Genomic DNA, 25242 nt, shown 5'->3' with positions numbered 1-25242 from the left:
GCACCGCGCGTTCACCTCTCGCTGTTCGCTCGAACCCTCTTGCCAGCTTCCATCCTCTCATGGATAGTTGCCCTATCCGATAGCGGCGAGTACCGCTATCCATTCTCGGATGCATTCAACAGGGGGTCCCCCATGCACACTTGGCGCACCTGGCACCGGCCGCTCGTGGTCTTCTCGGCCCTGATGCTCGTCTTAACCGTGGCCACCGGACTCGGTCTGGTCCTCGACGGACGGACCGTCGCCAACTCCCCGGTCTGGTTCAAGCCCTTCAAGTTCTCGGTGTCCTTCGCCGCGTACGGGCTGTCGCTGGCCTGGATGCTGTCGTTGCTGCCGGACGGCCGGCGGGCCCGGATCGGCCGGCGGGCGGGTCTGGTGGTCGTGGTGGCCAGCCTCGCGGAGATGGTGCTGATCCTGGTCCAGGCCGGCCGGGGCAAGCGCAGCCACTTCAACACCGAAACCCCGCTGGACGCCACACTGTTCGCCGTCATGGGCGGCACGGTGGTGATCCTCTGGCTGGGCAGCCTGGTGATCGCGCTGATGGTGCTGCGGACGAAGATCCTCGACCGGGCCACCTCCCTCGCGGTGAAGGCGGGATCGGTGCTCGCCCTCGCCGGTACCGGCCTCGGTTTCCTGATGACCCAGCCGACCGCCGCCCAGCTGAAGGCGGGTATCACCGACACCACCGGCGCGCACGGCGTGGGCGTCGCCGACGGCGGCCCCTCGATGGCCGTGACCGGCTGGGCGACCACCGGCGGTGACCTGCGCGTACCGCACTTCGTCGGGATGCACTCGCTGCAACTCCTGCCGCTGGTGGCCCTGGCGCTGATCACGCTGGCCCCGCGCATCGCCCGCCTCGCCGACCCGCGCGTCCGGCTGCGCCTCACCGCCGTGTTCTCCGCGTCGTACGCGGGCCTGCTCGCCCTGGTGACCTGGCAGGCGCTGCGCGGCCAGGCCCTGGTACGGCCCGACGGCACCATCCTCGTCGCGGCAGGCGCCCTCGCCGTGGCGGCCGTGGCCGCGACCCTCCTCGCGCTCCGCCACAGCCCCGCGAAGCACCGGGAACCGCACGACGGGTCGCACGACGCCTCGCACGACAAGCCGCACGAGAAGGAGCTCGCCGCATGACCTCCTTCCTCTTCGACCTGGCCTTCTACCTCGCGGCCCCCTGCTGGCTACTGATGATCTTCCTGCCGCAGTGGCGCTGGACCCTGCGGATCGCGCGCTCGCCGCTGACCGTCCTGCCGATCCTGGTCGTCTACCTGGCCATGACCGTCCCCGTCTTCCCCGAACTGTGGGCGGCCGTCCGCAGCCCCAGCCTGGACGGTTTCCGGGAGCTGACGGTGCTGGCCGACGGGGCCGGGGCGATCTGGGCCCAGGTGATCGCCTGGGACCTGCTGCTCGGCCAGTGGATGTTCCTCGAAGCCCGCAGGCTGAAGCTGCACCCGCTGCTGATGGGCCCGCTGCTGGTGCTGACGATCCTGCTCTCGCCGATCGGCCTGCTGGTCTTCCTGGCCCTGCGGGCGGCAAGGTCCGGCAGGTCTGGCAGGTCTGGCAGGACCGGCAAGTCCGGCAGGACCGGCGTGTCCCGGGCCCGGGCAACCGGTGCGCCCGCACAAGGTGGGGCAGGCTGACCAATCCGGGTGTGCACCGGCTCCGAATGCCCTGTGGGAGTCAGTGTCCGCAGCATGGTTGAGCCGAAGGAAAGACCCGCGTGAAAGAAGCCGTCCAGCTCAGTGGGGCCGTCCCCCCGGGACCGGACCTCCAGGAGCTCATCAGCCGGGTCGCCCGGGGTGACCAGGAGGCCTTCGGCCGGGTGTACGACCTGGTCAGCGGCCCGGTCCTGGGCCTGGTCCGCAGTGTGCTGCGCGATCCGGCGCAGTCCGAGGAGGTCGCCCAGGAGGTGCTGGTGGAGGTGTGGCGCACGGCCGCCCGCTTCCAGCCCGCCAGGGGCAGCGGAATGACCTGGGTGCTGACCCTGGCGCACCGGCGGGCGGTGGACCGGGTGCGTTCCGCGCAGGCGGCGGCCGACCGGGAGCAGCGGGCCGCGCTGCTGGACCGTACGCCCGCGTACGACGAGGTCACCGAGCAGGTCGAGGCGCGGCTCGAACGCGAGCAGGTGCGCCGCTGTCTGCGCACCCTGACCGAGCTGCAACGCCAGTCGGTGACCCTCGCCTACTACCGGGGCCTCGCCTACCGCGAGGTCGCGGAACTCCTCTCCGTACCGCTGGGGACGGTCAAGACCCGGATGCGCGACGGGCTGATCCGGCTGCGCGACTGCCTGGGGGTGGGCACATGAGCGACGCCGAACTGCACACGCTGACCGGGGCGTACGTCCTGCACGCGCTGACCGACGACGAGCGGGCCGCCTTCGAGCGGCACCTCGGGGACTGCCCGTCCTGCACCCAGGAGGTGCGCGAACTGAGCGCCACCGCGGCCCGGCTGGGCCGGGCGATGACCGAGACGCCGCCGGACCGGATGAAGGCGGAGGTGCTGCGGCGGATCGTCACCGAGCGCCAGGATCCGCCGTCGACGGTACGTCAGGGCCGGGTGCGGGGCCGCTTCGGCCGGGCCGCGACCCGCTTCACCCTGGCGGCGTGCCTGGTCGCGGCGGCCGGTCTCGGCGGTATCGCGGTCTGGCAGCACCAGGTGGCCGGGGACGCGGAGCAGCGGGCGGAGCAGCAGGCGCAGGCCGCGCAGCTGCGCGCCGAGGCGCTGGCCGCCGTGCTCGCGGCGCCGGACGCGAAGGCCACCACCGGCAAGGTCGCCGACGGGGCGACGGCGACGGTGGTCCTCTCGCGCAGCCGCGACCGGGCGGCGTTCGTGGCGTCCGGACTGCCCCGGCCGCCGTCGGGCAAGGTCTACCAGCTGTGGTTCAACGACGGCGGCACCATGCGCGCGGCCGGTCTGCTGAACCCGGCCGCCCGCGCGGACTCGGTGCTGATGGAAGGACCGGTCGGCACCGCGTCCGGCATGGGCATCACCGTCGAACCGGCCGGGGGCTCCCCCGCGCCGACCTCCTCCCCCGTCGCACTGATGGAGTTCCCCGCATGAGCCCTTCCCCGACCGAGGGCCGGCCCCGCGTCGCCGTCGTCCTCTTCACGTCCGACCTGCGCGTCCACGACCAGCCCGTGCTGCGTGCGGCGCTGCGCGACGCGCCGGAGGTGGTGCCGCTGTTCGTGCTCGACGACGGCGTACGGGAGGCGGGTTTCGCGGCGCCGAACAGACGCGCGTTCCTCGCCGACTGCCTGGCCTCGCTGGACGCGGAGCTGCGCGAGCGGGGCGGCCGGCTGGTCGTCCGTACCGGCGAGGTCGTCCGGGAGACGGCCAGGGTGGTGGCCGACACCGGCGCCCGTACGGTGCACGTGGCGGGCGGGGTCAGCGGGTACGCGCTGGGCCGCGAGCGGCGGCTGCGCTCCGCCCTGGCCGCGCACGGCTGCGAGCTGGCGGTGCACGACGCGGTGGTCACGGTGCTGCCGCCGGGCGCGGAGACCCCGTCGGGATCGGGCAGCGACCACTTCGCGGTGTTCACCCCCTACCACCGCCGCTGGGCGGCAGCCGGGACGCGTGCGGTGCTGCAAGCGCCAAGGGTGGTGCGGGTGCCGGAGTGGATCGCCGGTGATCCGCTGCCGTCGCGGGACAAGGTCGAGGGCACCTCGCCGGGGCTGGCGGCCGGTGGCGAGCGGGAGGCCAGGAAGCGGTTCAAGTCCTGGCTGGCGGACGGCACTTCGGGCATCCAGGCGTACGAGGACCGTCACGACGACCTGCCGGGCGACGCCACCTCCAGGCTGTCCCCGCACTTCCACTTCGGCTGCCTGTCGCCGACGGAGGCGGTGCACCGGGCGCGGGCGAAGGGCGGTGCGGGCGCGGAGGCGTTCGTACGACAGCTGGCGTGGCGGGACTTCCACCACCAGGTACTGGCGGCCCGGCCCGCCGCCTCCTGGTCCAACTATCGCGACCGGCACGACAGTTGGCGGTCCGACCCGGCCGAGGTGGCGGCCTGGAAGGACGGGCTCACCGGATTCCCGGTGGTCGACGCGGCCATGCGGCAGCTCGCCCACGAGGGCTGGATGCACAACCGGGGCCGTCTCCTGGTCGCCAGCTTCCTCACCAAGACCCTGTACGTGGACTGGCGCGTCGGCGCCCGCCACTTCCTCTCCCTCCTCGTCGACGGGGACGTGGCGAACAACCAGCTCAACTGGCAGTGGGCGGCGGGCACCGGCACCGACACCCGCCCCAACCGGATCCTCAACCCGCTCGCCCAGGCCAAACGGTTCGACCCGCACGGCGACTACGTACGGCGCTGGGTGCCGGAACTGGCGGACCTCGCGGGCTCCGCCGTCCACCAGCCGTGGCGCCTCGAAGGACTGGACCGGGCCCGCTTCGACTACCCGGACCCGATCGTGGACCTCACCCAGGCCCGCACCCGATTCGAGCGGGCACGCGGCCAACACGCCTAGAACACTCAGGACTTGAACCGTGCCGCCACCGGGAGATGGTCGCTCCCGGTGGACGGCAGCGTCCAGGTCTCGGTCGGGGTGAGCCCCCGGTCGAGGATGTGGTCGAGCCTGGCCAGCGGGAACCCGGCCGGCCAGCTGAACCCGAACCCGCCGCCCACCGCGTCCTGCACCGGCCGCAGCCGCTGGGTGAGCGGGGCCAGGGCGCGGTCGGCGGTGGAGCCGTTGAGGTCGCCGAGCAGCAGCACCCGGTCCTGCCGCTCCTGGGCCAGTACGCGGTCGAGCTCCTGGATGTTGCGGTCGCGCGCCCCGGTGCCGAAACCGAAGAGTCCCACCCGTACCGACGGCAGATGGACCACGTACACGGCGATCGGACCGCCGGGCGCACGCACCTCGGCCCGCAGCGACCTGCTCCACCCCGGATCGAGGACCACCCGCCGGGTGTCGTTGAACGGGTAGCGGCTCCACAGCCCGACCGTCCCGATCCGCACATGGTGCGTGAGGACCGGCGACAGCACCCGCTCCACCGCCGTGAGACCCTCGTCGGTGAGCTCCTCCAGGGCCACCAGGTCGGGCCGGGCGTCGAGGAGGCCGCGTGCGGTGGCGGCCGGGTCGGGGTTGGCCGCGCCGACGTTGTGGGTGACCACGGTCAGCCGGGGCGTCGCGGCGGACGCCGTGCCGACCGTCACCGGCCAGAACACCGCGAGCCACACCACGGCGGCGAGCCCGGCCGCGACCGCACCGCTCGCGGACCGCTTGCGCAGCGCGGCCAGCAGCCCCAGCGGAACGACCAGCCCGCACCAGGGCAGCAGGGTGTCGAGCAGACTCCCCAGGTTCCCGAACGAGTTGGGCACCAGACCGTGCACCAGCGGCAGCATCCCGACGGCCCCGACGACCACGGCCCCGACCCGGCCGCGCCGCCAGGAGAGACGGCGGGACGCGCGGCGGGACGGCGGGCCCACCGGATTCACCGGGTCGGCCGGGTCCACCGGGTCCGCCGGGTCCGCCGGGTCCGCCGGGCTGGAGGGGTGCTCCTGCGGGTCCTGCGGGTCCAGCGGGTCCTGCGGCAGGTCGTCGTCCCTCATCGGATCGGAGAACCCGCCACCGATGAAGACGTCCGGACAGTGATCATCACGCAGCTGCGTCATTCGAGGGCTCCTCCGCTGTGGAATGCCCCCAGTCCAGCGGGCGCCGTGTTGTCCCGGTGTCTCGGATTCCGGATACGTTCGCGATATGTCCGCCGTAGTTCCCTTGAGGTGGGAAAACACACGAGGAGAAGATCACCGATGCGGGTGCTGATTGTCGAGGACGAGCTGTACCTCGCGGAGGCGGTGCAGGCCGGGCTGCGGCTGGAGGCCATCGCCGCCGACCTGGCCGGGGACGGCGACACCGCCCTGGAGATGCTGGACGTCCACGCGTACGACGTGGTGGTCCTGGACCGCGACATCCCCGGCACGCACGGTGACGACGTCTGCCGCACCATCGTGGAGCGCGGGCTCGGCTGCCGGGTGCTGATGCTGACCGCGGCGAGCCGGCTCGACGAGAAGGTGACCGGCTTCGAGATCGGCGCCGACGACTACCTGACCAAGCCCTTCGACCTCAAGGAGCTCGTCGTACGGCTGCGGTCGCTGGCCCGCCGCCCCAAGGAGGGCAGCCCGCCGGTCCTGGTCCACGGGGACCTGCGGCTCGACCCGTTCCGCCGGGAGGTCTACCGGCGCGGCCGCTATCTGGCGCTCACCCGCAAGCAGTTCGCCGTACTGGAGGTGCTGATGGCCGCCCGGGGCGGCGTGGTCAGCGCGGAACAGCTCCTGGAGAAGGCCTGGGACGAGAACGCCGACCCGTTCACCAACGCGGTCCGCATCACCATCTCCACCCTGCGCAGACAACTCGGCGAGCCTTCGGTCATCCTCACGGTGCCCGGTGTCGGCTACCGCCTCGGCGACGGATCGGGACCCACCTCATGAGCACCGCCACCGCACTCCCCGACGGCCCCCTCCTCGCCTGGCGGCCGCGCCGGCCCACCGCCAGGCTGCGGCTGACGCTGAGCTACGCCCTGTTCGCGGTCGTGGCGGCCGCGTGCGGGCTCGGGGTCATCTACGTCGCGATGTACAAGTTCCCCGACTATCCGCTGACCGCGTCCAATCCACGTGCCGGCGACTACGCGCCGAGCCGCTCCGAGGTCATGGACCTGGTGGTACGGGTCTCCGGCCTCGCACTCCTCGCTGTCACCGTGATCGGTCTGGTCGGCGGCTGGTTCATCGCGGGCCGGGTGCTGCGCCCGCTGCACGAGATCACCAGGGCGGCGGACCGGGCCGCCTCGGGTTCGCTGGAGCACCGCATCGGGCTCACCGGCAGGCGTGACGAGTTCACCGACCTCTCCGACACCTTCGACCACATGCTGGGCCGCCTCCAGGACTCCTTCGAGGCCCAGCGCCGCTTCGCCGCCAACGCCTCGCACGAGCTGCGCACCCCGCTCGCGGTCACCCGCACCATGCTGGATGTCGCCGCCGCCGACCCGGCCGGACAGGACTACACCCGGTTGGTCTCCCGGCTCCAGGAGACCAACCAGCGCGGCATCGAGATCATCGACGCGCTGCTCCAGCTCTCCGACCTCGACCACAGCGAACTCCCGCTGTCCGAGACCGACCTGGCCGACGCCGCCACCGAGGCGCTGTCCGTCGTCGGCGAGGAGGCCGCCGAAGCGGGCATCACCGTGAGCGCCGAAACCGGCCCGGCACCCGTGACCGGCAACCCCGTACTGCTGCGCCAGCTCGCCCTGAACCTGCTCCAGAACGGGCTGCGCCACAACCTCCCCACCGGCGGCACCGTCACCCTGACCACGGGCGGCGGTGCTTCGGGGACGAGCGTGCTGACCGTGACCAGCACCGGCGAGGAACTGCGGCCCGAGGCGGTCGCCACGTACGCCGAACCCTTCCTGCGCGGCCGTGGCCGGCTGGCGGGCACTGCGGGAGGCGCCCGCCGAAGCCACGGCCTGGGCCTGGCCATCGTCTCGGGCATCGTCGACGCACACGAAGGCAAACTGACCCTGGAGCCAGCCCCGGGCGGCGGCCTGACGGTGCGGGTCTCACTGCCCGGGTCGGGTGGATCGGGTACGGGGTCCAGGGCTTGAGCCACTGAGCCACGGCCCCCGGCTACCCGGCGCGCTTCCTCGGCGCCCACGGGAAGAACCCGTTGGTGCGCGCCGCGTACTCCGTGAATCCCGGCCGGTCCGCCATGCTCCGCTCCAGCAGCCGCTTCCCGCTGCCGAAGATCAGCAGGTAGCTCATCATCAGCGGGCCGATCACGCCGAGCCCGGCCGCCGTCCAGCTCCCGGCGGCGGCGAGGAAGAGGCCCCACCAGACGCAGAAGTCACCGAAGTAGTTCGGGTGGCGGGTGAGGCTCCACAGGCCCCGGTCCATGATCTTGCCCCGGTTGGCCGGGTCCGCCTTGAACCGGGCCATCTGCCTGTCCCCCACCCCCTCGAAGAACAGCCCCACGCCCCACAGCGCACATCCCGCCCAGGCGACCCACCCCAGCTCCACGGGCACGTACATCGCCGTCTGCACCGGCAGCGATACCAGCCACACCAGTGCCCCCTGGAGCAGGTAGACCATCCGGAAGGCGTACGCGTTCCGGCGGCCGCCGGGTGCTTTGGCGAGCATCGCCTCGTACCGGGGATCCTCCCCGTGCCCGCGCCCGCGCAGCCCGATGTGCACGGCGAGCCGCAGCCCCCAGACGCAGGTCAGCACGGTCACCAGCAGCCGCCGCCCGTCGTCCCCGAACCCGGCACCGGCCCCTGCCGACGTGATGTACGAGACGACGGCCACGGCCGCGAAGGCGGCGCCCCACGCCACGTCCACCACCCGGTGGAACCCCAGCCTGACGGCGATGCCGAAGGTGACCAGCATGACGGCGAGCGCCGCGGCCGCCGCCCAGAGGAGGCCGAGGGACCAGTCGGACCACGGGAATCCGTTCACCTGGCACCGGCCTCCGTCAGCAGCAGCTGGCGCACGTCGAGGTAGCCGGAGCGGAATCCGGCTTCCGAGTAGGCCAGGTAGAACGACCACATCCGGCGGAACACCGCGTCGAAACCGAGCGCCTCCACCGCGGCGGCACGCGCCTCGAAGCGTTCCCGCCACAGCCGCAGCGTCTCCGCGTAGTGCGCGCCGAAGCCCTCCGAGCGGGCCACCCGCAGCCCGGTGTGCCCGGCGGTGGTCTGTTCCAGGGCGTCCACCGAGGGGATGAGCCCGCCGGGGAACACGTACTTCTGGATCCAGGTGTACGTGTCCTTGCTCGCCAGCAGCCGGTCGTGCGGCATCGTGATGGCCTGCAACGCGACCCGGCCGCCGGGGGTGAGCAGCCGCTCCAGGGTGGCGAAGTACTCGGGCCAGAACTCCTCGCCGACGGCCTCGATCATCTCCACGCTGACCACCGCGTCGTAACTCCCCTCCACCTTGCGGTAGTCGTGCAGCAGCACGCTCACCCGGTCGGCGACCCCGGCCTCCGCGATCCTGCGCAGTGCGAGCTCCCGCTGTTCGGTGGACAGGGTCACGCTGGTCACCCGGGCCCCGCGCCGGGCCGCCCGGATCGCCAACTCGCCCCAGCCCGTGCCGATTTCGAGCATCTCGCTGCCGTCGCCGACTCCGGCGAGGTCGAGCAGCCGGTCGATCTTGCGGTGCTGGGCGGCGGGCAGCGCATCCGCGCTGGCGGGGAAGGCCCGGAAGACGGCGGAGGAGTAGCTGAGCGTCTGGTCGAGGAACAGGGCGAAGAGATCGTTGGAGAGGTCGTAGTGGTGGCTGATGTTGTCGCGGGACCCCTCGGGGGTGTTGCGCGCGGCGGCGGGCTGCTTCGGCGCCCAGATGCCGCGCAGCCGCTGGAGCGGTCCAGGGACCAGGGTCGCCGCGTGGTCGGCGAGCACGGTCAGTACGCCGACGAGGTCCTCCGCCGTCCACTCCCCCGCCATGTACGACTCGCCGAAGCCGATCAGACCGCCCGCACCCAGCCGCCGGTGGAAGGCGCCCGGCGCGTACACCCGCATCACGGGCCCGCCGCGCCCCAGCGTGGAACCGTCCCGGAACTTCACGCTCAGCGGCAGCCGGGCGAGCGCCTGCCGCACGATCAGCCGGGCGACGGCGGTACGCGCCGAGGACGCCTTCGGCAGCCGGGCCACGTCGGGCCACCGGGCCGGGTCCACCACGACGGTGGCCGGGGGCAGGGACACGCTCATTCGACACCCTCCTGGGGTTGGTGACAGGGGCGGCTGTGCACGGGCAGCCCGCGCAGGTACAGCAGGACGCCGTGCAGCCGGATCGCGGCGGAGACCGCGAGGGTGGACAAGGGGTGGCGCACCCCGGTACGGAGCAGGGCGGCCGTGGTGGCCGGCCTGCGTTCGCCGCGCACGGTCGCGGTGAAGGGGCTCGTACCCGCACGGTCGAGGCGGATACCGAGGCTGAGCCGCTCACCCGGTTCGGGCAGCCTCATGCGGTAGTGGCCGTCGACGGGGAAGAACGGTGATACGTAGAACTCCTTTGCCACGTCTGCCAGTTGACCGGTCCGCCGGTCGGCGCGCAACAGGTAGCAATGGCGTTCGCCGTAGGTGTTGTGGACCTCGGCGACGACGCAGCGCAGTACCCCGTCGGGGCCGTGGCACCAGTACAGGGTCAGTGGATTGAAGACGTACCCGAGGACGCGGGCGTGCGCGAGCATGGTCACCCGGCCGCCGCCGAGGTCGATGCCGCGTGCGGCGAGGAACCGCTCCAGCCCGGCGCGGATGCCGGGGGCGCCGCCGCCGAAGTGGTCACGGGCGTCGAACCGGGCGAACGGCCGCAGGGGGCGCGGCAGTCGGGGGAGCCGGTCCAGGTCGACGTACCACATGTAGGTGCGGTGCCTGAGGGAGTGGCGGCGGGGTGAGGTGCGGGCGTGGACGACGGTGCAGAGGTAGAGCGCGGCGGCCTCTCGGGCCGTGACGGGGACGGGTGCGGTGGTCACCAGATCACCCCCAGTGCGGCGGCCGCCTCGGCCCCCGAGCGGCAGCCGTCCTCGTGGAAGCCCCAGCCGTGGTACGCCCCCGCGAAGGCGGTCGTCGGCGTGTTGAGCGAGGGCAGCAGGGCCTGGGCGGCCACCGACTCCGTGGTGTAAAGGGGGTGTTCGTACACCATCCGCTCCACCACCCGGCGTTCATCGACGAGTTCGGCCCCGTTGAGGGTGACGAGGTACGTCTCGGGGGCGTCGAGCCGCTGGAGCCGGTTCATGTCGTAGCTGACCTGGACCCGTTCGGCGCCCGCGTCGCACCGGGGCATCAGGTAGTTCCAGGCGGCCCGGGCGCGTGGGCTGCGGGGCAGGACGCGGGTGTCGGTGTGCAGCAGCGTGGGGTTGCGGGAGTAGCGGAACGCGCCGAGCACCCGCCGCTCGGCCTCCGTGGCGTCGACGAGCAGCCGCAGCGCCTGCCCCGGGTGGACGGCGACGACCGCCCGGGCGTACTGCTCGGTGGTGCCGTCCTCGGTGGTCACCTCGACCCCGTCCGGGTGCCGCCGCAGCGCACGCACGGGGGTGGCGGTGCGGACCGCGGTGAGCTGTTTGGCGACGCGGTCGACGTACTCCCGCGACCCTCCGGTCACGGTCCGCCAGACGGGTGAGCCGCCGATGCCGAGCAGCCCGTGGTGGGCGAGGAAGCGGAACAGGTGGCGGGCCGGGTGACGGAGTGCGGTGGCGGGGTCGCAGGACCAGACGGCGGAGACGAGCGGGGTCAGGAAGTGCGCGACGAAGTACGCGGAGAACCGCCCGCGCCGCACGAACTCCCCCAGCGTCAGCACCTCTTGCGCCTCTGACGCCGCTGACGCGAGCAGCTGCCGGGCCCTGCGGTGGAACACCGGAACCTCGGCGAGCATCCGCAGGTAGGCGGGCCTGGCGGCGTTGCGCGGCTGGGCGAACAGGCCGCCGGGGCCGCGCGCGCCCGCGTATTCGAGGCCGCAGCCCTCGCACCGTACGGACATGCTCATCTCGGACTCCTGGGTGGCCACCCCGAGTTCGCGGAAGAGCCGCAGCAACTGCGGGTAGGTGCGCCGGTTGTGCACGATGAAGCCGGAATCGACGCGGTGCACCCGCCCGTCGGCGGACGGCACGTCATGGGTGTGCGCATGTCCGCCGAGCCGGGGCTCGGCGTCGTACAGCGTCACGTGGTGCGCGCGGGCGAGCACATGGGCGGCGGTCAGCCCGGCCACCCCGCCGCCGATGACGGCGACCGCCGACCGCTCCCCTGTACTTGTACCTATAGCTGTACTTGACACAGACCCTCCAGGTGTACGTGGCTCCCGTAGATGGTTCGGAGCCGTCCGCCCGGTGGATTGGTCGGGAACCCGAATGACGGAACCGGCCGATCGGACCAATCCGCGACCACCCGCCGCGCCGAATGCAGGGCGTGAGCGAGAAAACGGGAAGTCGACGCACCACCGCCGCACTGCGTGCCGCGGCGGCGCTCAGCGGCCTCATCGCCGGTTTCACGGCGCTGTGCGCGGCGGAGCTGGCGGCTGCGGCCGTACGTCCCGAGGCGGGGCCGGTCACGGCGGTGGGCGGCGCGGTCGTGGACCGTACGCCCGCCGCCGTGAAGGACTTCGCCGTCCGCACCTTCGGCACCGCCGACAAGCTGGTGCTCCAGCTCGGCATCCTGGCGCTGCTGGCACTGTTCGCCATGGCGACCGGAGCGCTGGCGGCCCGCCACCGCCGCACGGGCGCCCTGCTGGTGCTCGCCTTCGGCGCACTCGGCGCGTGGGCGGCCCTGAGCCGCCCCGACGGCCGCCCGCTGGACGTGCTGCCCTCCCTGGCGGGAGGCCTGGCGGGCGGCGCGGTGCTCCTCCTGCTCACCTCGAAGCTGGGCGCGGCGGGGACGAGGGATGCCGCGCCCGCACCGGGTGGGCGGCCGCAGGCCGCTGCGGGGCCGACGGCCGCCCACCCGGAAAGCCCCGCCGGCGCCCCCGGCTTCGACCGGCGCGCCTTCGTCCTGTCGGCCTCCGCCGCCGTCGCCGCCTCGGCAGGTGCCGGGTTCGCGGGCCGCCGGCTGAACTCGGGCCGGCAGGCCGACGCCTCGGCTGCCCGGGCCTCGATCACCCTGCCCGCGCCCGCCGACCCGGCCCGGCCGGTGCCGCGCGGCGCCGAACTGCGGGTGCCCGGCCTCGGCCCCCTGACCACGCCCAACCGGGACTTCTACCGGGTCGACACCGCCCTGGTCGTCCCCCGGATCGACGCCACCCGCTGGCGGCTGACCCTGCACGGGCGCGGTGTGCGCAGGCCCCTGACCTTCTCGTACGACGACCTCCTCGCGCGCCCGCTGGTCGAGCGCGACATCACCCTGACCTGCGTGTCCAACCAGGTGGGCGGCCCGTACGTCGGTAACGCCCGCTGGATCGGGGTCCGGCTGGCCGACCTGCTGCGAGAGGCCGGCGTACGGCCGCCCTCGCTCGGCGGCCCCGCCGACCAGCTGGTCGCGACGTCCACGGACGGCATGACCCTCGGCTCACCCGTCGAGACCGTCATGGACGGCCGGGACGCCCTCCTCGCCCTCGGCATGAACGGCGAACCGCTCCCCTTCGACCACGGCTTCCCGGTCCGGATGCTGGTGCCCGGCCTGTACGGCTACGTATCGGCGTGCAAGTGGCTCCGGGACCTCGAACTGACCACGTTCGACGACTTCGACGCGTACTGGGTGCGCCGCGACTGGGCCCGCGAGGCGCCCGTCAAGACGCAGTCGCGGATCGACACCCCGCGCCCGTTCGCCTCGCCCCGGGCGGGCACGGTGCAGGTCGCCGGGGTGGCCTGGGCGCAGCACCGGGGCATCGCCCGGGTGGAGCTCCGGGTGGACGGCGGCCCCTGGCAGGACGCGACGCTCGCCGCCGAGACCGGCCCCGACACCTGGCGCCAGTGGACGTGGCCGTGGCGGGCCACCCCCGGAAACCACCGCCTCGAAGTCCGCGCGACGGACCGCGAGGGCGACACCCAGACCGAACGCCGGGTCGGCACCGTTCCCGACGGCGCGACCGGCCTCCACTCGGTGGTGGTCACCGTGCAATGACCTGCCGACCCACCTCGTCCGCACCACCCACATCCACCAAGGAGAACGTCATGAGCACCACCCGTACCCTCGCCCGCCGTGCCGCCCTCGCCGTCTCCGCCGCGGCACTGCTCCCGCTGGCGCTGACCGGCTGTTCGGACGGCGGCAAGGACAAGGAAGCGGCGCCGAGCCAGAAGGCGAGCACGGCCGCCTCGCCGTCCGCGATGACCCCGGCGAGCGGCCCGTTCGGCCCGGGCTGTGCCGGAGTTCCGAAGGAGGGCAAGGGCAGCTTCGACGGCATGGCCAAGGACCCGGTGGCCACCGCCGCGTCGAACAACCCGGCCCTGTCCACGCTGGTCACCGCGGTGAAGAAGGCCGGCCTGGTCGACACCCTCAACAACGCGCAGAACATCACGGTGTTCGCCCCGACCAACGACGCCTTCGCCAAGCTGCCCAAGGCCGACCTGGACGCGGTCCTGGCCGACAAGGCGAAGCTCACGGACATCCTCACGTACCACGTGGTGGGCCAGAAGCTCACCCCGAAGCAGCTGGAGAACGGCACTTACCCGACCCTCCAGAAGACCAACCTCACCACGGCGGGCTCCGCCGAGTCCTACAAGATCAACGACACCTCAACGGTCGTCTGCGGAAACGTCCCCACCGCCAACGCCACGGTCTACATCGTCGACACCGTCCTCATGCCCCAAACCTGAGCGACGGGGCAGACCACCGCCCCCTCGGCCAGCGGGGCCGCCCCCACCCCCTAGCCCCCTTGGGCGGCGGGGCCGCCCCCCGGGGGCGGAACGGGCGGGCAAGGGGGCGGCCCCCGACGGAGTCGCACCCCTCACCCCCGCCCCACCTCCGCCCCCGCCCCCGCCCCCGCCCCCGCCAAACACCACCGCCCCACCCCACCCCCCACCCTCCGTACCCTTGACCCACCATGCCCCGAAGACCCCGCCCCCGCACCCCCCAATCCCCCCTCCCCCAACACCTGGGCATCGACCCAATCCGCCTGACCGTCCCCACCCCCGACACCCCCACCACCACTCCACCCCCACCCCTCCGCACCTACCTCCACACCCGCCTCGCCGCCGCCGGCCCCACCACCATCGACCGCATGCTCGCCAACGGCGCCTTCGTCGCCGCCGACGGCACCCCCCTCCCCCCGGACACCCCCTGCACCCCCGGCCTCACCCTCTGGTTCCACCGCGAACTCCCCCCGGAGCCCCCGGTCCCGTTCCCCATCTCCGTACTGCACCGCGACGCCCGCATCCTCGTCGCCGACAAACCCCACTTCCTGGCCACCACCCCCCGAGGCAGCCACGTCACCCAGACCGCCCTCGCCCGGCTCCGCCACGAGCTGGACCTGCCCGCGCTCAGCCCGGCGCACCGGCTGGACCGCCTGACCGCCGGCCTGGTGCTCTTCGTGGTCGACCCCACGCTCCGCGGCGCGTACCAGAACCTCTTCCGGGACCGCGAGGTGACCAAGGAGTACGAGGCCCTGGCCGCGTACGACCCCGCCACCGCCCCCGCCTTTCCCCGCACGGTCCGCAGCCGCATCGAGAAGATCCCCGGCATCGTCGCCGCCCGCGAAATCCCCGGCGAGCCCAACAGCGAGAGCCACATCGAACTCCTCGACCACCAACCCGGCCCCGGACCCGGCCCCGACCACCACCCCGGCCCCGGACTCGGCCGCTTCCGCCTCCTCCCCCACACCGGCCGCACCCACCAGCTCCGCGTACACATGAACGCCCTGCGGCTGCCGATCCTCGGCGACCCCTACTTCCCCGAGCTCGCGGACCCGCCCCCGGCCCCGGACGACTTCACCCGCCCGCTCCAACTCCTGGCCCGCACACTGGAGTTCACCGATCCACTCACCGGCACGCACCACCGCTTCGAGAGCCGCCGCACCCTGCGCGCCTGGACCGACCCCCAGGGCTGGGCCGCCCACACCACCGCATGACGAAGGCCCCGGCCGGAAAACATCCCGACCGGGGCCCTCACACCACCCCCAGCTCACCCCACCGAGCTGTAGGCCACCACCCCCCGCAGCACCGCATCCACCGCCTTGCGCGCGTTCTTCCCCACCGTGCTCCCGTCCCGGGGAGCCGCCGCGGCGACCTGTCCCAGCACGTCGATGACCTGCTTGCACCAGCGCACGAAGTCCCCGGCCGGCATCTCCGCCTCCCGGAGCACCTCGTCGAGGCCCTTGCCCGAGGCCCACATGTAGACCGCCCAGGCGAACCCGAGGTCCGGCTCGCGCTGGCCGACCCCCTCCGCCTGGTTGATCTTGTGGTCCTCCTCCAGGGCGTCCAGCCGCCCCCAGATCCGGACCATCTCGCCGAGCGCCGCCTTCGCGGCGCCCCCGGGCACCTTGGGCGCCACGGCATCGTCCGCCTGCCGCGCCTCGTACACCAACGCCGAGACGCACGCGGCGAGTTCGGCCGGGCTCAGGCCCTCCCACACCCCGTCGCGCAGGCACTCGGAGGCCAGCAGGTCCAGCTCGCCGTAGAGCCTGGCGAGCCGCTTGCCGTGCTCGGTGGCCTCGTCGCCGCGCAGGTAGTCCAGCTCGGTGAGCAGGGCGTAGATCCGGTCGAAGGTGCGGGCGATGGTGTTCGTCCGCCCCTCGATGCGGTTCTCCAGCTGCCGGGTGTCGCGCTTGAGCCGGTAGTAGCGCTCGGCCCACCGCGCGTGGTCCTCGCGCTCGTCGCACCCGTGGCAGGGGTGTGCCCGCAGGGCCGTGCGCAGCCGGGCGATCTCGCGGTCGTCGGCCGCCGCGGACCGCCCCTTGCGCTGCCGGTCGGGCACGATGTGCCCGGCCTTGGAGCGCAGTTGGGACGCCAGGTCGCGCCGGGACTGCGGCGAGCGCGGGTTGAACGACTTCGGGATGCGCATCCGGTCCAGCGCCTCCACCGGCACCGGGAAGTCGATCTGCGCCAGCCGCTTGACCTGCCGCTCGGCGGTCAGCACCAGCGGGCGCGGCCCGTCGTGGTGCTCGAAGCCGCCCCGGTGGCCGTTGCTGCGCCCCGCCGGAACCCCCGGGTCGAGTACCAGTGCGAGCCCCGCGAACTTCCCCGTCGGTACGTGGATGACATCGCCGACCTTGAGCTTCTCCAGCGAGTCGGCGGCGGCCACCCGCCGCTGGTTCGCGCCCTGTTTGGCGAGTTCGGTCTCGCGGTCCTTGAGGTCACGGCGCATCGCCGCGTACTCCTCGAAGTTCCCGAGGTGGCAGGTCATGCCCTGCTGGTAGCCCTCAAGCCCCTCCTCGTTCTTCTGGACCTGCTTGGAGATCCCGACGACCGACTTGTCCGCCTGGAACTGTGCGAACGAGGTCTCCAGGAGCTCCCTGGAGCGGTGCCGCCCGAACTGCTGGACCAGGTTGACCGCCATGTTGTACGACGGCTTGAAGCTGGAGCGGAGCGGGTACGTCCGGGTACCGGCGAGCCCGGCCAGCGCGCTCGGGTCCATGCCGCGCTGCCAGAGCACCGCCGCATGCCCCTCGACGTCGATGCCGCGCCGCCCGGCCCGCCCGGTGAGCTGGGTGTACTCGCCCGGGGTGATGTCGGCGTGCTGTTCGCCGTTCCACTTGACCAGCTTCTCCAGGACCACCGACCGCGCGGGCATGTTGATGCCCAGCGCGAGGGTCTCGGTCGCGAAGACCGCCTTGACCAGGCCCCGTACGAACAGCTCCTCGACGACCTCCTTGAAGGTCGGCAGCATCCCGGCGTGGTGCGCGGCGATGCCCCGCTCCAGCCCTTCGAGCCACTCGTAGTACCCGAGGACGTGCAGGTCCTCGCCGGGGATGGAGGCGGTCCGCTCCTCCACCAGCTCGCGCACCTGCTGGCGGGCGTCCTCGTCGTTGAGCCGCAGCCCGGCGTACAGGCACTGCTGTACGGCGGCCTCGCAGCCGGCCCTGCTGAAGATGAAGGTGATCGCGGGCAGCAGCCCTTCGGAGTCGAGGCGTTCGATCACCTCGGCCCGGCTGGGCGTCCAGATCCGGGTCCGCGATCTGCGCTCGCGCTCCCGGTCTGCCTCGCGGACCATCTTGCCGCGCCGCCGCTCGCGCGGGTTGTACGTCTTCTGGTTCTCCATCCGGGCCATCCGCAGCAGGTCCGGGTTGACCTCGCGGCGGCCGCCCCGGCCGTCGTCGGACTCCTCGAAGAGGTCGTACATCTTCCGGCCGGCCAGCACGTGCTGCCACAGCGGCACGGGGCGGTGCTCGGAGACGATGACCTCGGTGTCACCGCGTACGGTGTCGAGCCAGTCGCCGAACTCCTCCGCGTTGGAGACGGTCGCCGAGAGGGACACCAGGGTCACCGACTCGGGAAGGTGGATGATCACCTCTTCCCAGACGGCGCCCCGGAAGCGGTCGGAGAGGTAGTGCACCTCGTCCATGACCACGTACGCGAGTCCGAGCAGCGACTGCGAGCCCGCGTAGAGCATGTTGCGCAGCACCTCGGTGGTCATCACGACCACGGGGGCGTCCGGGTTGACGCTGTTGTCGCCCGTCAGCAGCCCGACCTTGTCCGCGCCGTAACGCTTCGCGAGGTCCTGGTACTTCTGGTTGGACAGCGCCTTGATGGGCGTGGTGTAGAAGCACTTGCCGCCCTGGGTGAGGGCGAGGTGCACGGCGAATTCGCCGACGATCGTCTTGCCCGAGCCGGTGGGTGCCGCGACCAGCACGCCCTTGCCCGACTCCAGCGCCTGACACGCCTCGATCTGGAACGGGTCCAGGTCGAAGTCGTACATGGCCCTGAAAGGGTGGAGCGCGGTGGCTTCCTCGGCAGCGTAGATCCGGGAGGCGGCGTATCGCTCGGCTGGTGAGAGGTCCTCTGTCATCTTGCTTCGAGCCTACCCGCCACCCCTGACACTCAGCCCGATCTTTATCCACCCTTGGACCCGGCCGGGCCGCGGGCCCCTCCTCACCCTGCCCGCACCCAGCCGCCCAGCACGCTCACCGCCCCCGCCACACACTCCACTCCCACCGGCAGCGCGCCCACCGGCTCCCCGTCCGCGTAGCCGTTCATGCCCGCCGCCGCCAGCCACACCCGCCGGGCCCGGTGCACCCGCACCTTCGGATGCCGCAGGTGGGTCCCCTTGTAGACCTGCGGGAACACCCTCACCAGCGTCCGCCGCGAGCACTCGCGCACCACCGTCACGTCCAGCAGCCCGTCGTCGGTGCGCGCCTCCGCACAGATCCGCATCCCGCCGCCGTACGACGTCCCGTTGCCCACGGCCACGAGCATCGCCCGGAACTCCTCCACCGGCCCGTCGTCCAGTCGCATGCGGTACGTCACCGGCCGGAACGCGGCCAGTTCGGCGACGATCGCCAGGTCGTACTTGGTCCGCCCGCCGGGCCACCGCATCCGGTTGCCCCGGTCGTTGACCCGCGAGTCGAACCCGGACGCGAGCACCCCTCCGTACCAGCGCCCGCCGCCTTCCGGGACCTCCGCCCCGGCCTGTCCGCCGGTGATCCGCCCCAGGTCGATCCTCCGCAGCCGTCCGTCGCGCAGCGCCCGGGCCGCGATCCGCCCGGCCGCCGCCGGGTCCCGTACGGGCAGCCCCAGCGTCCGCGCGAAGTCGTTGCCGGTGCCCACCCCGACGATCCCGAGCGGGGTCGCGGTCCCGGCGACGGCCTGGAGCGCCAGGTTCACCATGCCGTCCCCGCCGACGGCCACCACCGCCCCGGTCCCTTCGGCCACCGCCTCCCCGACCCGCCGCAGGGCGTCGTCGGGGCCGTCCCCCAGCACCGTACGCACCGAGAATCCGGCGTCCCGGAACGCCCGCGCGGCAGGCTGCGCGGCATGCGCTCCCCGGCCGCGCCCGGCGGTGGGATTGACGAACAGCGTGATCCTGTCGGCCGTGACAGCCGTGGACGGCGTGGAAGCTGTGGCATCGGACATGCGAAAGGTCCCCCCAGAGTGAATCCGGGGGGACCCTACAAGATCGGTGGCCGCCGCGTAACCCGCCGTAACCCCCAGCGGGCGGGCGCCGCTCGCGGCGCCTCAGGTGATGTCGTCGTACCCGTTCAGCTGCTTGCGCCCGCCGTCCGCCTGCGAGGGCAGCGGCGTCCGTCCCGCCGTCACGGGTTCGACCTCGTGGTCCAGCGGCTCCGGCGTCAGGTCGAGGTCGGACGCCTCGTCCGGGTCCAGGCCCGCGTCCGGGTCCTTGCGCGCACGGCGCTTGTCGTTGATCAGCGAGAAGCCGACCGCGACGAAGTAGAGGACGGCGATCGGGCCGGCCAGGGCCAGCATGCCGACGGGGTCGGTGGTCGGCGTGATCACGGCGCCGAAGACGAAGACGCCCATGATGACGCCCCGCCACCACTTGACCATGCGCTTCCCGGAGAGGACTCCGGTCATGTTGAGCATGATCAGGACCAGTGGCAGCTCGAAGGAGACACCGAACACGAGCACCATGCGCAGGGTGAAGTCGAGGACGTCGTTGAGCGCGAGGATGTTCGCCGAACCGGAGGGGGTGAAGCTGATGAGCACCTTCACACTGACCGGCAGGATCAGGTACGCGAGGTAGGCGCCGCCCGCGAACAGCGGCACGGCAGCGCCGACGAAGGCGTACGTGTACTTCTTCTCGTTGCGGTGCAGGCCCGGCGCGATGAACGCCCACAGCTGGTACAGCCAGATCGGGCTGGACGCCACGAGTCCGACGGTGAGGCTCACCTGGATCGTCACGCTGATCGGTGCCATCAGCGAGTTGAAGGAGACGATGGCGCAGTTGCCGCCGTCGCTCGTGATGTCCGGGCCGCACTTGGGCACCGGGTCCGTGATGAAGCGCAGCAGCGTCTGGCTGAAGTAGAGAGCCACGACGGTGGCCACCACGATCGCGAGCACACCCTTGGCGAGCCGGTTGCGGAGCTCGCGCAGGTGTTCCACGAGGGGCATCCGGCCCTCGGGGTCCTTCTCAGTCTTGCGGGCAGACTTGAGCAACCCACGTCCTCATCTCGTGCGGCAGGGAGTCACCGGTTGCGGTGCCTGCGGCGGACCTGGGTCAGCGCTGGGTGTCGGTCGGCTCGGACACCGGGCGCGAGCTGGTCACGTCACCGGGAGCGGCCTTGATGGTGCGGGGTGCCTCGGCGGCGGGGCTCTGGTTCTGCTGCTCGGCGGGAGCCTGCTCCGGGGCGTCGTCCTTCTTCATCGCCTTGGCCTCGCTCTTGAGGATGCGGGCGGACTTGCCCAGCGAACGGGCCATGTCCGGCAGCTTCTTGGCGCCGAAGAGCAGGATGATGACCACAATGATGAGGATGATTTCGGGGGCACCGAGGTTCATGCTGTTTACCTTCTTCACCGAGGCGACAGGGGGGTCTGGCACTCGACCGGCCGGACAGGTGTCCGGTCGCCGCGCTGCCAGCGATCGTAACCCGAGGGGGTAAACGCGGGGCAATGCCCGTGCGTCGCCCGGGTAGCGACCCGTCGCCTCGCTCCGGGGCCGCGTTCACCGAGCGTACCGCCCGTATGACCGGCGATGGAGACCCCGTACGCATCTCGCCCGGCCCATCGCACGGCCGGGCCGCTCCCCCGCTAGCGGAGCGCCTCTCCGGTCCGCGCCAGGCTCTCCGCGGAGCGTTCCAGTTCCTGCGCCGCGCGGTTGATCTGCTGCGAGCTCTTCGCCACCTGACGGCCGAGCCGCCGCACTTCGGCGAAGACCCTGACCGCCAGGACGCCGAGCACGGCGAGTCCGAGGAATCCGAGGGCGATGGCGAGCATGGGCCAGAACATGGGCAGAGCCTAGACGCTAGGGGGACCGACGAGGAACACGCAGCTCGGAGCGGACAGCGGCCCGGTGCGGGGGATACGGCTCAGAGCGCGGAATGCAGCCGCAGCGTCCGTACGCCGCCGCCCGTGAGCAGTTCCACAATGCGCTCGCCCGCGGGCTTGCGCACCGACGACCCGCACTCCGGGCACGTGAAGGAGTAGAAGGTCGTACGGCGGCTGCCGCCGATCGCGAGGCGCAGTTCCTGCGCGTCCAGCTCGAAGCGGGACCGGCAGTCGGGGCAGCCTGCCTTGAAGAGGACCGCTCCCACCGGAGCGGCCACACCAGACATCACGGACATGTCTCCAGCTCTCCTCGTACGTCGCTCTGTTGCTTCTCCACCACGGCCACGGCCACTCCCGGACCGCGGCCGTACCCGGCTCCTAGGCGAGCCCGCCCGGACCCCGGTCGTCCGCCGTCTCGTACGCGGCGAGCGCCTCGCGGGCAGCCGTCCGCGCACTGTCGGCGAGCGCGGGCGGCGACACGATCCGCCCGTCCCGGCCCAGCCGCAGCCCCAGCCGCCGCAACGACGCCGGGTCCGGGGTGCGCAGCGTCACCCGCAGCCCCCCGTCCGGCAGTTCCTCGGCACTGTCGTGCGGGTAGTACTCGGCGACCCACCGCCCGCCGGGCCCCACCTCGACGACCACCTCGGGGTCCTCCGCGGCCGGCTGCACGAGCCCCTCCGAGAGGTCCCGCAGCTCGATCTGCGGCGGTACGGAGGGCTCGTCGAGCAGCTTGATCTCGGCGACCCGGTCGAGCCGGAAGGTGCGCCGCGCCTCCGACAGGCGGCACCACGCCTCCATGTAGGTGTGACCCACCGCGAACAGCCGGATCGGATCCACCTCGCGCTCGGTCAGCTCGTCCCGGGCGGGCGAGTAGTAGCGCAGCCACAAACGCCGCCGCTCCGAGATCGCCCGGTCGACGTCGGCGAAGACGCCGCCCTCCGACTCGAAGGTCACCGAGAGCCGCGAGCTGGCCCCGGCCGCCTCACCGGCCGCCGCCTCCAGCTTCGCGGTGGCCCGCAGCAGCGCCTGCCGGTCGCCCTCGCGCAGCCCGGGCAGCGTGGACACCGCCCGCGCGGCCACCAGCAGCGCCGTCGCCTCGTCGGCTGCGAGCCTGAGCGGGGCGGCCACGTCGTCCGGGTTGTGCCACCAGATCCGCTCGCCGTCGGTGTCGATGTCGAGCAGGTCACCGCCCCGGAAGCTGGTCCCGCACATCGGCAGTACGTCCAGGTCGGAGATCAGCTCGTCCTGGCTGATCCCGAAGGCCCGCGCCACGTCGTCGACGTGCGCCCCGGGCCGCTCCCGCAGATACGTCACCAGCGACAGCATCCGCCGGGTCTGGTCGATCGCGTTCGTCGCCATAACAGTCCTACGCCCCTCAGCCCTTGGCCACGGCGCGCAGCCGGTCCACGACGTCCGCCCGCAGGTCCGCGGGCTCCAGCACCACCACGTCGGGGCCGAACTCCACCAGCCAGGCGTCCAGCCCGTGCCCGTACGGAATCGCCAGCTCGTCCCAGCCGTCACCCAGTTCACGCACCGCACTCGCCCGCGAACGCAGCGGATACCCGGCCCCCGCGCGCAGCTTGATCAGCGCGCTGCGGGTCGCGGTCTCCCCCGCCCAGCTCTCCACGGTCTCCCGTACGGTCACCACGTCCGGCACCTCGGCCCGGAACGCGCCCGCCCGCGAGCGCACCTTCCCGGTGATCCGCGACAGCCGGAACACCCGCTCCGCCTCCCGCTCCCGGTCCCAGCCCGCCAGGTACCAGTGGCCGCGCCAGCACTCCAGCGTCCACGGCTCGACCTGCCGCGTCTCCGGGCGGGCCGCGGTGGCCTTGCGGTAGTCGAAGACCACCGGACGGCGGTCCCGGCACGCCAGCATCAAAGGCTCGAAGGCCGCCTCGTGCACCGGGATCCGCGGCTCCAGCGCACTGTGCTGCTGTCCGTCGTACGGGTCCTCCGCCTCCGGCATCCCGGCGGCGCGCAGCTTCTGCAGCGCGCCGCTGGCCGCACCCGCGAGCCGGGCCTGCTGCCACACCTTCGCGGCAAGACCGAGCGCGGCGGCCTCCTCGGCGTCCAGGGTGATCGCGGGCAGCCGGTTGCTGTCGCGGCGGGCCAGATAACCGGCGTCGCCGTCCAGGTTCTCCACCGTCTCGATGACCAGGCCGAGTTCGCGCAGATCGTCCTTGTCGCGCTCGAACATCCGGTTGAAGGACTCCTCGTTGCCCGCCTCCAGGTAGGCCTCGATCGACTCCTTGAGCTCACGCTTGCTGAGCGGGCGCCGGGTCCCCAACAGGCACAGCGCCAGGTTCATCAAACGCTCGGCCTTGGCAATCGCCATCGACGCCCTCTCTCCCGAAGTGCGCGCCGCGAAACACCGGGCGCTACGACCGTCGACCGTACCGCCCCGGGGTGTCGCGGCAAAAGCCGAGGGCCCCTGCCGGTCCGGCAGGGGCCCTCGTCGCTACGCGCGGTGATCCGCGCAGCCGTGTTCCGCGATCAGACGGACACCAGGTCGCAGACGAAGATCAGCGTCTCGCCCGGAGCGATGACACCGCCGCCCGCGCCACGCTCGCCGTACGCCAGGTGCGCCGGGATGGTCAGCCGGCGGCGGCCGCCGACCTTCATGCCCTGCACGCCCTGGTCCCAGCCCTGGATGACCTGACCGGCACCGAGCTGGAACTCCAGCGGGTTGCCGCGGTTCCAGGAGGCGTCGAACTCCTCGCCGGTCGAGAAGGCCACACCCACGTAGTGGACCTTCACGTAGTCGCCGGCCTTCGCGACGGCGCCGTCGCCCTCCCAGATGTCCTTGATCTCAAGGTCGGTCGGGACGTCGCCCTCGGGGAAGTCGATCTCGGGCTTCTCGATGCTCACTGCTGTGCTCCTACTTCATGCCTTGTACCCGTTCGGGACAACCGGGACAGTCTTACATTGCCGCGAGGATGTCCACGACGAAGACCAGCGTGGAGTTGGCCGGCATGGTCTCCCCCTTGGCCTCCTTGCCGTATCCCATCTCCGGCGGGATCACCAGCAGCACGCGGCTGCCGACCTTCTTGCCGACCAGACCCTGGTCCCAGCCCGGGATGACCTGACCCGCGCCGATCGCCGTGACGAACGGGGAACCGGTCTTCCAGCTGGTGTCGAAGAGCTCCGCCTTCGGCTTGCCCTCGTTCAGCTTCCAGGCCGCACCGCTGTACTGCATGTACACGGCCTGGCCCTTCTTCACCTCGGGGCCGTCACCCTCGATCAGCGTGTCCGAGACCAGCTTCTTCGGCGGGTCGTTCTTCGGGATCGTGATCGTGGCGGCCTCTTCCTTGTCCGCCTGGATCTTCGGCATGTCGGCGGCGGTGTCCTTCTGCTTCCCCTCCGCCTTCTTGGGGACGATCTTCTGGATGTCCAGGACGAAGACCAGGTTGTCCTTGGGACCGACCTTCATCTCCGGCTTGCCCTGCGCACCCCAGGCCGCGGCCGGCGGCGCCACGATCAGCACACGGCTGCCGACCTTCTGCCCCAGCACGCCCTGCGAGAACGCCGGAATGACCGCCGGGGAGCCCGCCGCGATCATCTGCGGCGGCGCGGCCTTGCCCTTCTCGCCGTACGAGCCGCCGAGCGACTGGCTGCCCTTCCAGATCCTGGCCTCGTAACCGGCCATCACGAGGTCGCCCTTCTTGACCTCGGGGCCGTCGCCCGCCTTCACCGTGTTCACGACGAACTTGCCGCTCGGCTCGCCCTTGGGGATGGTGAGCTGCGGCTGCTTCATCACCTCGCCCTTGACCTCGGGCATCGGCGCGGCGGACTGGACCGGCTTGGGCGCCTCGGGCTGCTTGGCCGCCTTGTCGGGGGACGAGGAGGAACTCTTCTCGTCCTTCGGCTCCTTGGACTCACCGCCCCCGCAGGCGGTCAGCGCCAGGGCCGGAACGATCAACAAGGCTGCAAGTCGACGTCGCACAAGTGTCCTCAGGGGTTGCTGGGAGTGGTC

Annotated in this window: 25 protein-coding genes; 10 read left to right on the top strand and 15 right to left on the bottom strand. The window is 72.2% G+C overall.

What is annotated here, in order from left to right; all coding sequences use genetic code 11:
• Positions 1 to 132 precede the first annotated feature (132 nt).
• The 5 genes from ACZ5PB_RS40075 (at position 133) to ACZ5PB_RS40055 (ending at position 4457) form a co-directional block, all read left to right on the top strand.
• Positions 133 to 1125: a hypothetical protein gene (locus tag ACZ5PB_RS40075; protein ID WP_468698318.1), complete on the top strand. Its 993-nt coding sequence runs from the start codon at positions 133 to 135 to the stop codon at positions 1123 to 1125.
• Positions 1122 to 1631, top strand: a complete 510-nt coding sequence (locus tag ACZ5PB_RS40070) for an ABA4-like family protein (RefSeq protein ID WP_468698316.1) — start codon at positions 1122 to 1124, stop codon at positions 1629 to 1631. Before ACZ5PB_RS40075 ends, ACZ5PB_RS40070 begins: the two co-directional genes overlap by 4 nt.
• A gap of 80 nt (positions 1632 to 1711) precedes the next feature.
• On the top strand, positions 1712 to 2296 hold the full coding sequence (locus tag ACZ5PB_RS40065; RefSeq protein WP_468698315.1) for a sigma-70 family RNA polymerase sigma factor: 585 nt from the start codon (positions 1712 to 1714) through the stop codon (positions 2294 to 2296).
• Complete coding sequence (locus ACZ5PB_RS40060; protein WP_468698313.1) at positions 2293 to 3051, top strand: anti-sigma factor; 759 nt, start codon at positions 2293 to 2295, stop codon at positions 3049 to 3051. The genes ACZ5PB_RS40065 and ACZ5PB_RS40060 overlap by 4 nt, the downstream gene beginning before the upstream one ends.
• On the top strand, positions 3048 to 4457 hold the full coding sequence (locus ACZ5PB_RS40055) for a cryptochrome/photolyase family protein (RefSeq protein WP_468698312.1): 1410 nt from the start codon (positions 3048 to 3050) through the stop codon (positions 4455 to 4457). The genes ACZ5PB_RS40060 and ACZ5PB_RS40055 overlap by 4 nt, the downstream gene beginning before the upstream one ends.
• Positions 4458 to 4462: 5 nt before the next feature.
• Here the strand turns inward: ACZ5PB_RS40055 and ACZ5PB_RS40050 are convergent, their stop codons facing one another.
• Entirely contained in the window at positions 4463 to 5602 is a 1140-nt protein-coding gene (locus ACZ5PB_RS40050) for an endonuclease/exonuclease/phosphatase family protein (RefSeq protein WP_468698310.1), read from the bottom strand.
• Positions 5603 to 5740: 138 nt separating this feature from the next.
• Between ACZ5PB_RS40050 and ACZ5PB_RS40045 the strand changes: the two genes are divergently transcribed.
• Positions 5741 to 6418, top strand: a complete 678-nt coding sequence (locus ACZ5PB_RS40045) for a response regulator transcription factor (protein ID WP_468698308.1) — start codon at positions 5741 to 5743, stop codon at positions 6416 to 6418.
• A complete protein-coding gene (locus tag ACZ5PB_RS40040; protein WP_468698306.1) occupies positions 6415 to 7584 on the top strand; it encodes a sensor histidine kinase in 1170 nt (389 codons plus the stop codon). Before ACZ5PB_RS40045 ends, ACZ5PB_RS40040 begins: the two co-directional genes overlap by 4 nt.
• 22 nt (positions 7585 to 7606) lie before the next feature.
• Here the strand turns inward: ACZ5PB_RS40040 and ACZ5PB_RS40035 are convergent, their stop codons facing one another.
• Genes ACZ5PB_RS40035 through ACZ5PB_RS40020 form a run of 4 tightly spaced genes read right to left on the bottom strand, consistent with a single transcriptional unit; the run spans position 7607 to position 11740 of the window.
• Positions 7607 to 8431: a DUF1295 domain-containing protein gene (locus tag ACZ5PB_RS40035; protein ID WP_468698304.1), complete on the bottom strand. Its 825-nt coding sequence runs from the start codon at positions 8429 to 8431 to the stop codon at positions 7607 to 7609.
• Positions 8428 to 9681, bottom strand: a complete 1254-nt coding sequence (locus tag ACZ5PB_RS40030) for a class I SAM-dependent methyltransferase (protein ID WP_468698302.1) — start codon at positions 9679 to 9681, stop codon at positions 8428 to 8430. The genes ACZ5PB_RS40035 and ACZ5PB_RS40030 overlap by 4 nt, the downstream gene beginning before the upstream one ends.
• The gene (locus ACZ5PB_RS40025) at positions 9678 to 10442 is read right to left on the bottom strand and encodes a DUF1365 domain-containing protein (RefSeq protein WP_468698301.1); all 765 of its coding nucleotides are present in this window, start codon (positions 10440 to 10442) and stop codon (positions 9678 to 9680) included. Before ACZ5PB_RS40025 ends, ACZ5PB_RS40030 begins: the two co-directional genes overlap by 4 nt.
• Complete coding sequence (locus ACZ5PB_RS40020; protein ID WP_468698299.1) at positions 10439 to 11740, bottom strand: NAD(P)/FAD-dependent oxidoreductase; 1302 nt, start codon at positions 11738 to 11740, stop codon at positions 10439 to 10441. The genes ACZ5PB_RS40025 and ACZ5PB_RS40020 overlap by 4 nt, the downstream gene beginning before the upstream one ends.
• 122 nt (positions 11741 to 11862) lie before the next feature.
• On the opposite strand from ACZ5PB_RS40020, the gene ACZ5PB_RS40015 reads away from it, so the two are divergent.
• From ACZ5PB_RS40015 to ACZ5PB_RS40005, 3 genes are all read left to right on the top strand, one after another.
• Positions 11863 to 13518: a molybdopterin-dependent oxidoreductase gene (locus tag ACZ5PB_RS40015; protein ID WP_468698298.1), complete on the top strand. Its 1656-nt coding sequence runs from the start codon at positions 11863 to 11865 to the stop codon at positions 13516 to 13518.
• 50 nt (positions 13519 to 13568) lie between these two features.
• Positions 13569 to 14210 carry a fasciclin domain-containing protein gene (locus tag ACZ5PB_RS40010; protein WP_468698297.1) on the top strand — a complete coding sequence of 214 codons (642 nt, stop codon included), beginning with the start codon at positions 13569 to 13571 and terminating at the stop codon, positions 14208 to 14210.
• 227 nt (positions 14211 to 14437) lie between these two features.
• Positions 14438 to 15460, top strand: coding sequence for a pseudouridine synthase (locus tag ACZ5PB_RS40005; RefSeq protein WP_468698295.1), 1023 nt, complete (start codon positions 14438 to 14440; stop codon positions 15458 to 15460).
• A 53-nt stretch (positions 15461 to 15513) separates the two neighbouring features.
• On the opposite strand, the gene ACZ5PB_RS40000 is transcribed toward ACZ5PB_RS40005, so the two are convergent.
• From ACZ5PB_RS40000 to ACZ5PB_RS39955, 10 genes are all read right to left on the bottom strand, one after another.
• Positions 15514 to 18336, bottom strand: coding sequence for a DEAD/DEAH box helicase (locus tag ACZ5PB_RS40000; RefSeq protein ID WP_468698293.1), 2823 nt, complete (start codon positions 18334 to 18336; stop codon positions 15514 to 15516).
• Between the two features lie 83 nt (positions 18337 to 18419).
• The gene (locus ACZ5PB_RS39995; protein WP_468698291.1) at positions 18420 to 19400 is read right to left on the bottom strand and encodes a diacylglycerol kinase; all 981 of its coding nucleotides are present in this window, start codon (positions 19398 to 19400) and stop codon (positions 18420 to 18422) included.
• Positions 19401 to 19502: 102 nt separating this feature from the next.
• On the bottom strand, positions 19503 to 20396 hold the full coding sequence (gene tatC, locus ACZ5PB_RS39990) for a twin-arginine translocase subunit TatC (RefSeq protein ID WP_468698328.1): 894 nt from the start codon (positions 20394 to 20396) through the stop codon (positions 19503 to 19505).
• 106 nt (positions 20397 to 20502) lie between these two features.
• Positions 20503 to 20781, bottom strand: a complete 279-nt coding sequence (gene tatA, locus ACZ5PB_RS39985) for a Sec-independent protein translocase subunit TatA (protein ID WP_468698288.1) — start codon at positions 20779 to 20781, stop codon at positions 20503 to 20505.
• 251 nt (positions 20782 to 21032) lie between these two features.
• A complete protein-coding gene (locus ACZ5PB_RS39980; protein WP_468698287.1) occupies positions 21033 to 21230 on the bottom strand; it encodes a hypothetical protein in 198 nt (65 codons plus the stop codon).
• Between the two features lie 80 nt (positions 21231 to 21310).
• Positions 21311 to 21556, bottom strand: coding sequence for a hypothetical protein (locus tag ACZ5PB_RS39975; protein WP_468698326.1), 246 nt, complete (start codon positions 21554 to 21556; stop codon positions 21311 to 21313).
• Between the two features lie 91 nt (positions 21557 to 21647).
• Entirely contained in the window at positions 21648 to 22628 is a 981-nt protein-coding gene (locus ACZ5PB_RS39970; protein ID WP_468698285.1) for a helix-turn-helix transcriptional regulator, read from the bottom strand.
• Between the two features lie 16 nt (positions 22629 to 22644).
• Complete coding sequence (locus ACZ5PB_RS39965) at positions 22645 to 23604, bottom strand: helix-turn-helix transcriptional regulator (protein WP_468698284.1); 960 nt, start codon at positions 23602 to 23604, stop codon at positions 22645 to 22647.
• Between the two features lie 158 nt (positions 23605 to 23762).
• Positions 23763 to 24137 (bottom strand): FKBP-type peptidyl-prolyl cis-trans isomerase, encoded by a 375-nt coding sequence (locus ACZ5PB_RS39960; protein WP_468698282.1) that lies wholly within the window; start codon positions 24135 to 24137, stop codon positions 23763 to 23765.
• 52 nt (positions 24138 to 24189) lie between these two features.
• Positions 24190 to 25212 carry an FKBP-type peptidyl-prolyl cis-trans isomerase gene (locus tag ACZ5PB_RS39955; protein ID WP_468698280.1) on the bottom strand — a complete coding sequence of 341 codons (1023 nt, stop codon included), beginning with the start codon at positions 25210 to 25212 and terminating at the stop codon, positions 24190 to 24192.
• Positions 25213 to 25242: the final 30 nt, after the last annotated feature.

The organism is Streptomyces sp. NPDC032721 (genome assembly GCF_055579625.1).
Note: the sequence above shows the minus strand (reverse complement) of the source record. Positions and strands in the feature narration are given on the sequence as shown.

What these genes read in the sequence shown, in the direction of transcription:
- ACZ5PB_RS40055 (WP_468698312.1), top strand. Translation starts at nt 3,048, where the DNA reads ATGAGCCCTTCCCCGACCGAGGGCCGGCCCCGCGTCGCCGTCGTCCTC.
- ACZ5PB_RS39975 (WP_468698326.1), bottom strand. Translation starts at nt 21,556, where the DNA reads ATGTCTGGTGTGGCCGCTCCGGTGGGAGCGGTCCTCTTCAAGGCAGGC.
- ACZ5PB_RS40060 (WP_468698313.1), top strand. Translation starts at nt 2,293, where the DNA reads ATGAGCGACGCCGAACTGCACACGCTGACCGGGGCGTACGTCCTGCAC.
- ACZ5PB_RS39980 (WP_468698287.1), bottom strand. Translation starts at nt 21,230, where the DNA reads ATGTTCTGGCCCATGCTCGCCATCGCCCTCGGATTCCTCGGACTCGCC.
- ACZ5PB_RS40030 (WP_468698302.1), bottom strand. Translation starts at nt 9,681, where the DNA reads ATGAGCGTGTCCCTGCCCCCGGCCACCGTCGTGGTGGACCCGGCCCGG.
- ACZ5PB_RS40005 (WP_468698295.1), top strand. Translation starts at nt 14,438, where the DNA reads ATGCCCCGAAGACCCCGCCCCCGCACCCCCCAATCCCCCCTCCCCCAA.
- tatA (WP_468698288.1), bottom strand. Translation starts at nt 20,781, where the DNA reads ATGAACCTCGGTGCCCCCGAAATCATCCTCATCATTGTGGTCATCATC.
- ACZ5PB_RS40000 (WP_468698293.1), bottom strand. Translation starts at nt 18,336, where the DNA reads ATGACAGAGGACCTCTCACCAGCCGAGCGATACGCCGCCTCCCGGATC.
- ACZ5PB_RS40075 (WP_468698318.1), top strand. Translation starts at nt 133, where the DNA reads ATGCACACTTGGCGCACCTGGCACCGGCCGCTCGTGGTCTTCTCGGCC.
- ACZ5PB_RS39965 (WP_468698284.1), bottom strand. Translation starts at nt 23,604, where the DNA reads ATGGCGATTGCCAAGGCCGAGCGTTTGATGAACCTGGCGCTGTGCCTG.
- ACZ5PB_RS40045 (WP_468698308.1), top strand. Translation starts at nt 5,741, where the DNA reads ATGCGGGTGCTGATTGTCGAGGACGAGCTGTACCTCGCGGAGGCGGTG.
- ACZ5PB_RS40040 (WP_468698306.1), top strand. Translation starts at nt 6,415, where the DNA reads ATGAGCACCGCCACCGCACTCCCCGACGGCCCCCTCCTCGCCTGGCGG.
- ACZ5PB_RS40015 (WP_468698298.1), top strand. Translation starts at nt 11,863, where the DNA reads ATGCAGGGCGTGAGCGAGAAAACGGGAAGTCGACGCACCACCGCCGCA.
- ACZ5PB_RS40050 (WP_468698310.1), bottom strand. Translation starts at nt 5,602, where the DNA reads ATGACGCAGCTGCGTGATGATCACTGTCCGGACGTCTTCATCGGTGGC.
- ACZ5PB_RS40010 (WP_468698297.1), top strand. Translation starts at nt 13,569, where the DNA reads ATGAGCACCACCCGTACCCTCGCCCGCCGTGCCGCCCTCGCCGTCTCC.
- ACZ5PB_RS39995 (WP_468698291.1), bottom strand. Translation starts at nt 19,400, where the DNA reads ATGTCCGATGCCACAGCTTCCACGCCGTCCACGGCTGTCACGGCCGAC.
- ACZ5PB_RS39970 (WP_468698285.1), bottom strand. Translation starts at nt 22,628, where the DNA reads ATGGCGACGAACGCGATCGACCAGACCCGGCGGATGCTGTCGCTGGTG.
- tatC (WP_468698328.1), bottom strand. Translation starts at nt 20,396, where the DNA reads ATGCCCCTCGTGGAACACCTGCGCGAGCTCCGCAACCGGCTCGCCAAG.
- ACZ5PB_RS40070 (WP_468698316.1), top strand. Translation starts at nt 1,122, where the DNA reads ATGACCTCCTTCCTCTTCGACCTGGCCTTCTACCTCGCGGCCCCCTGC.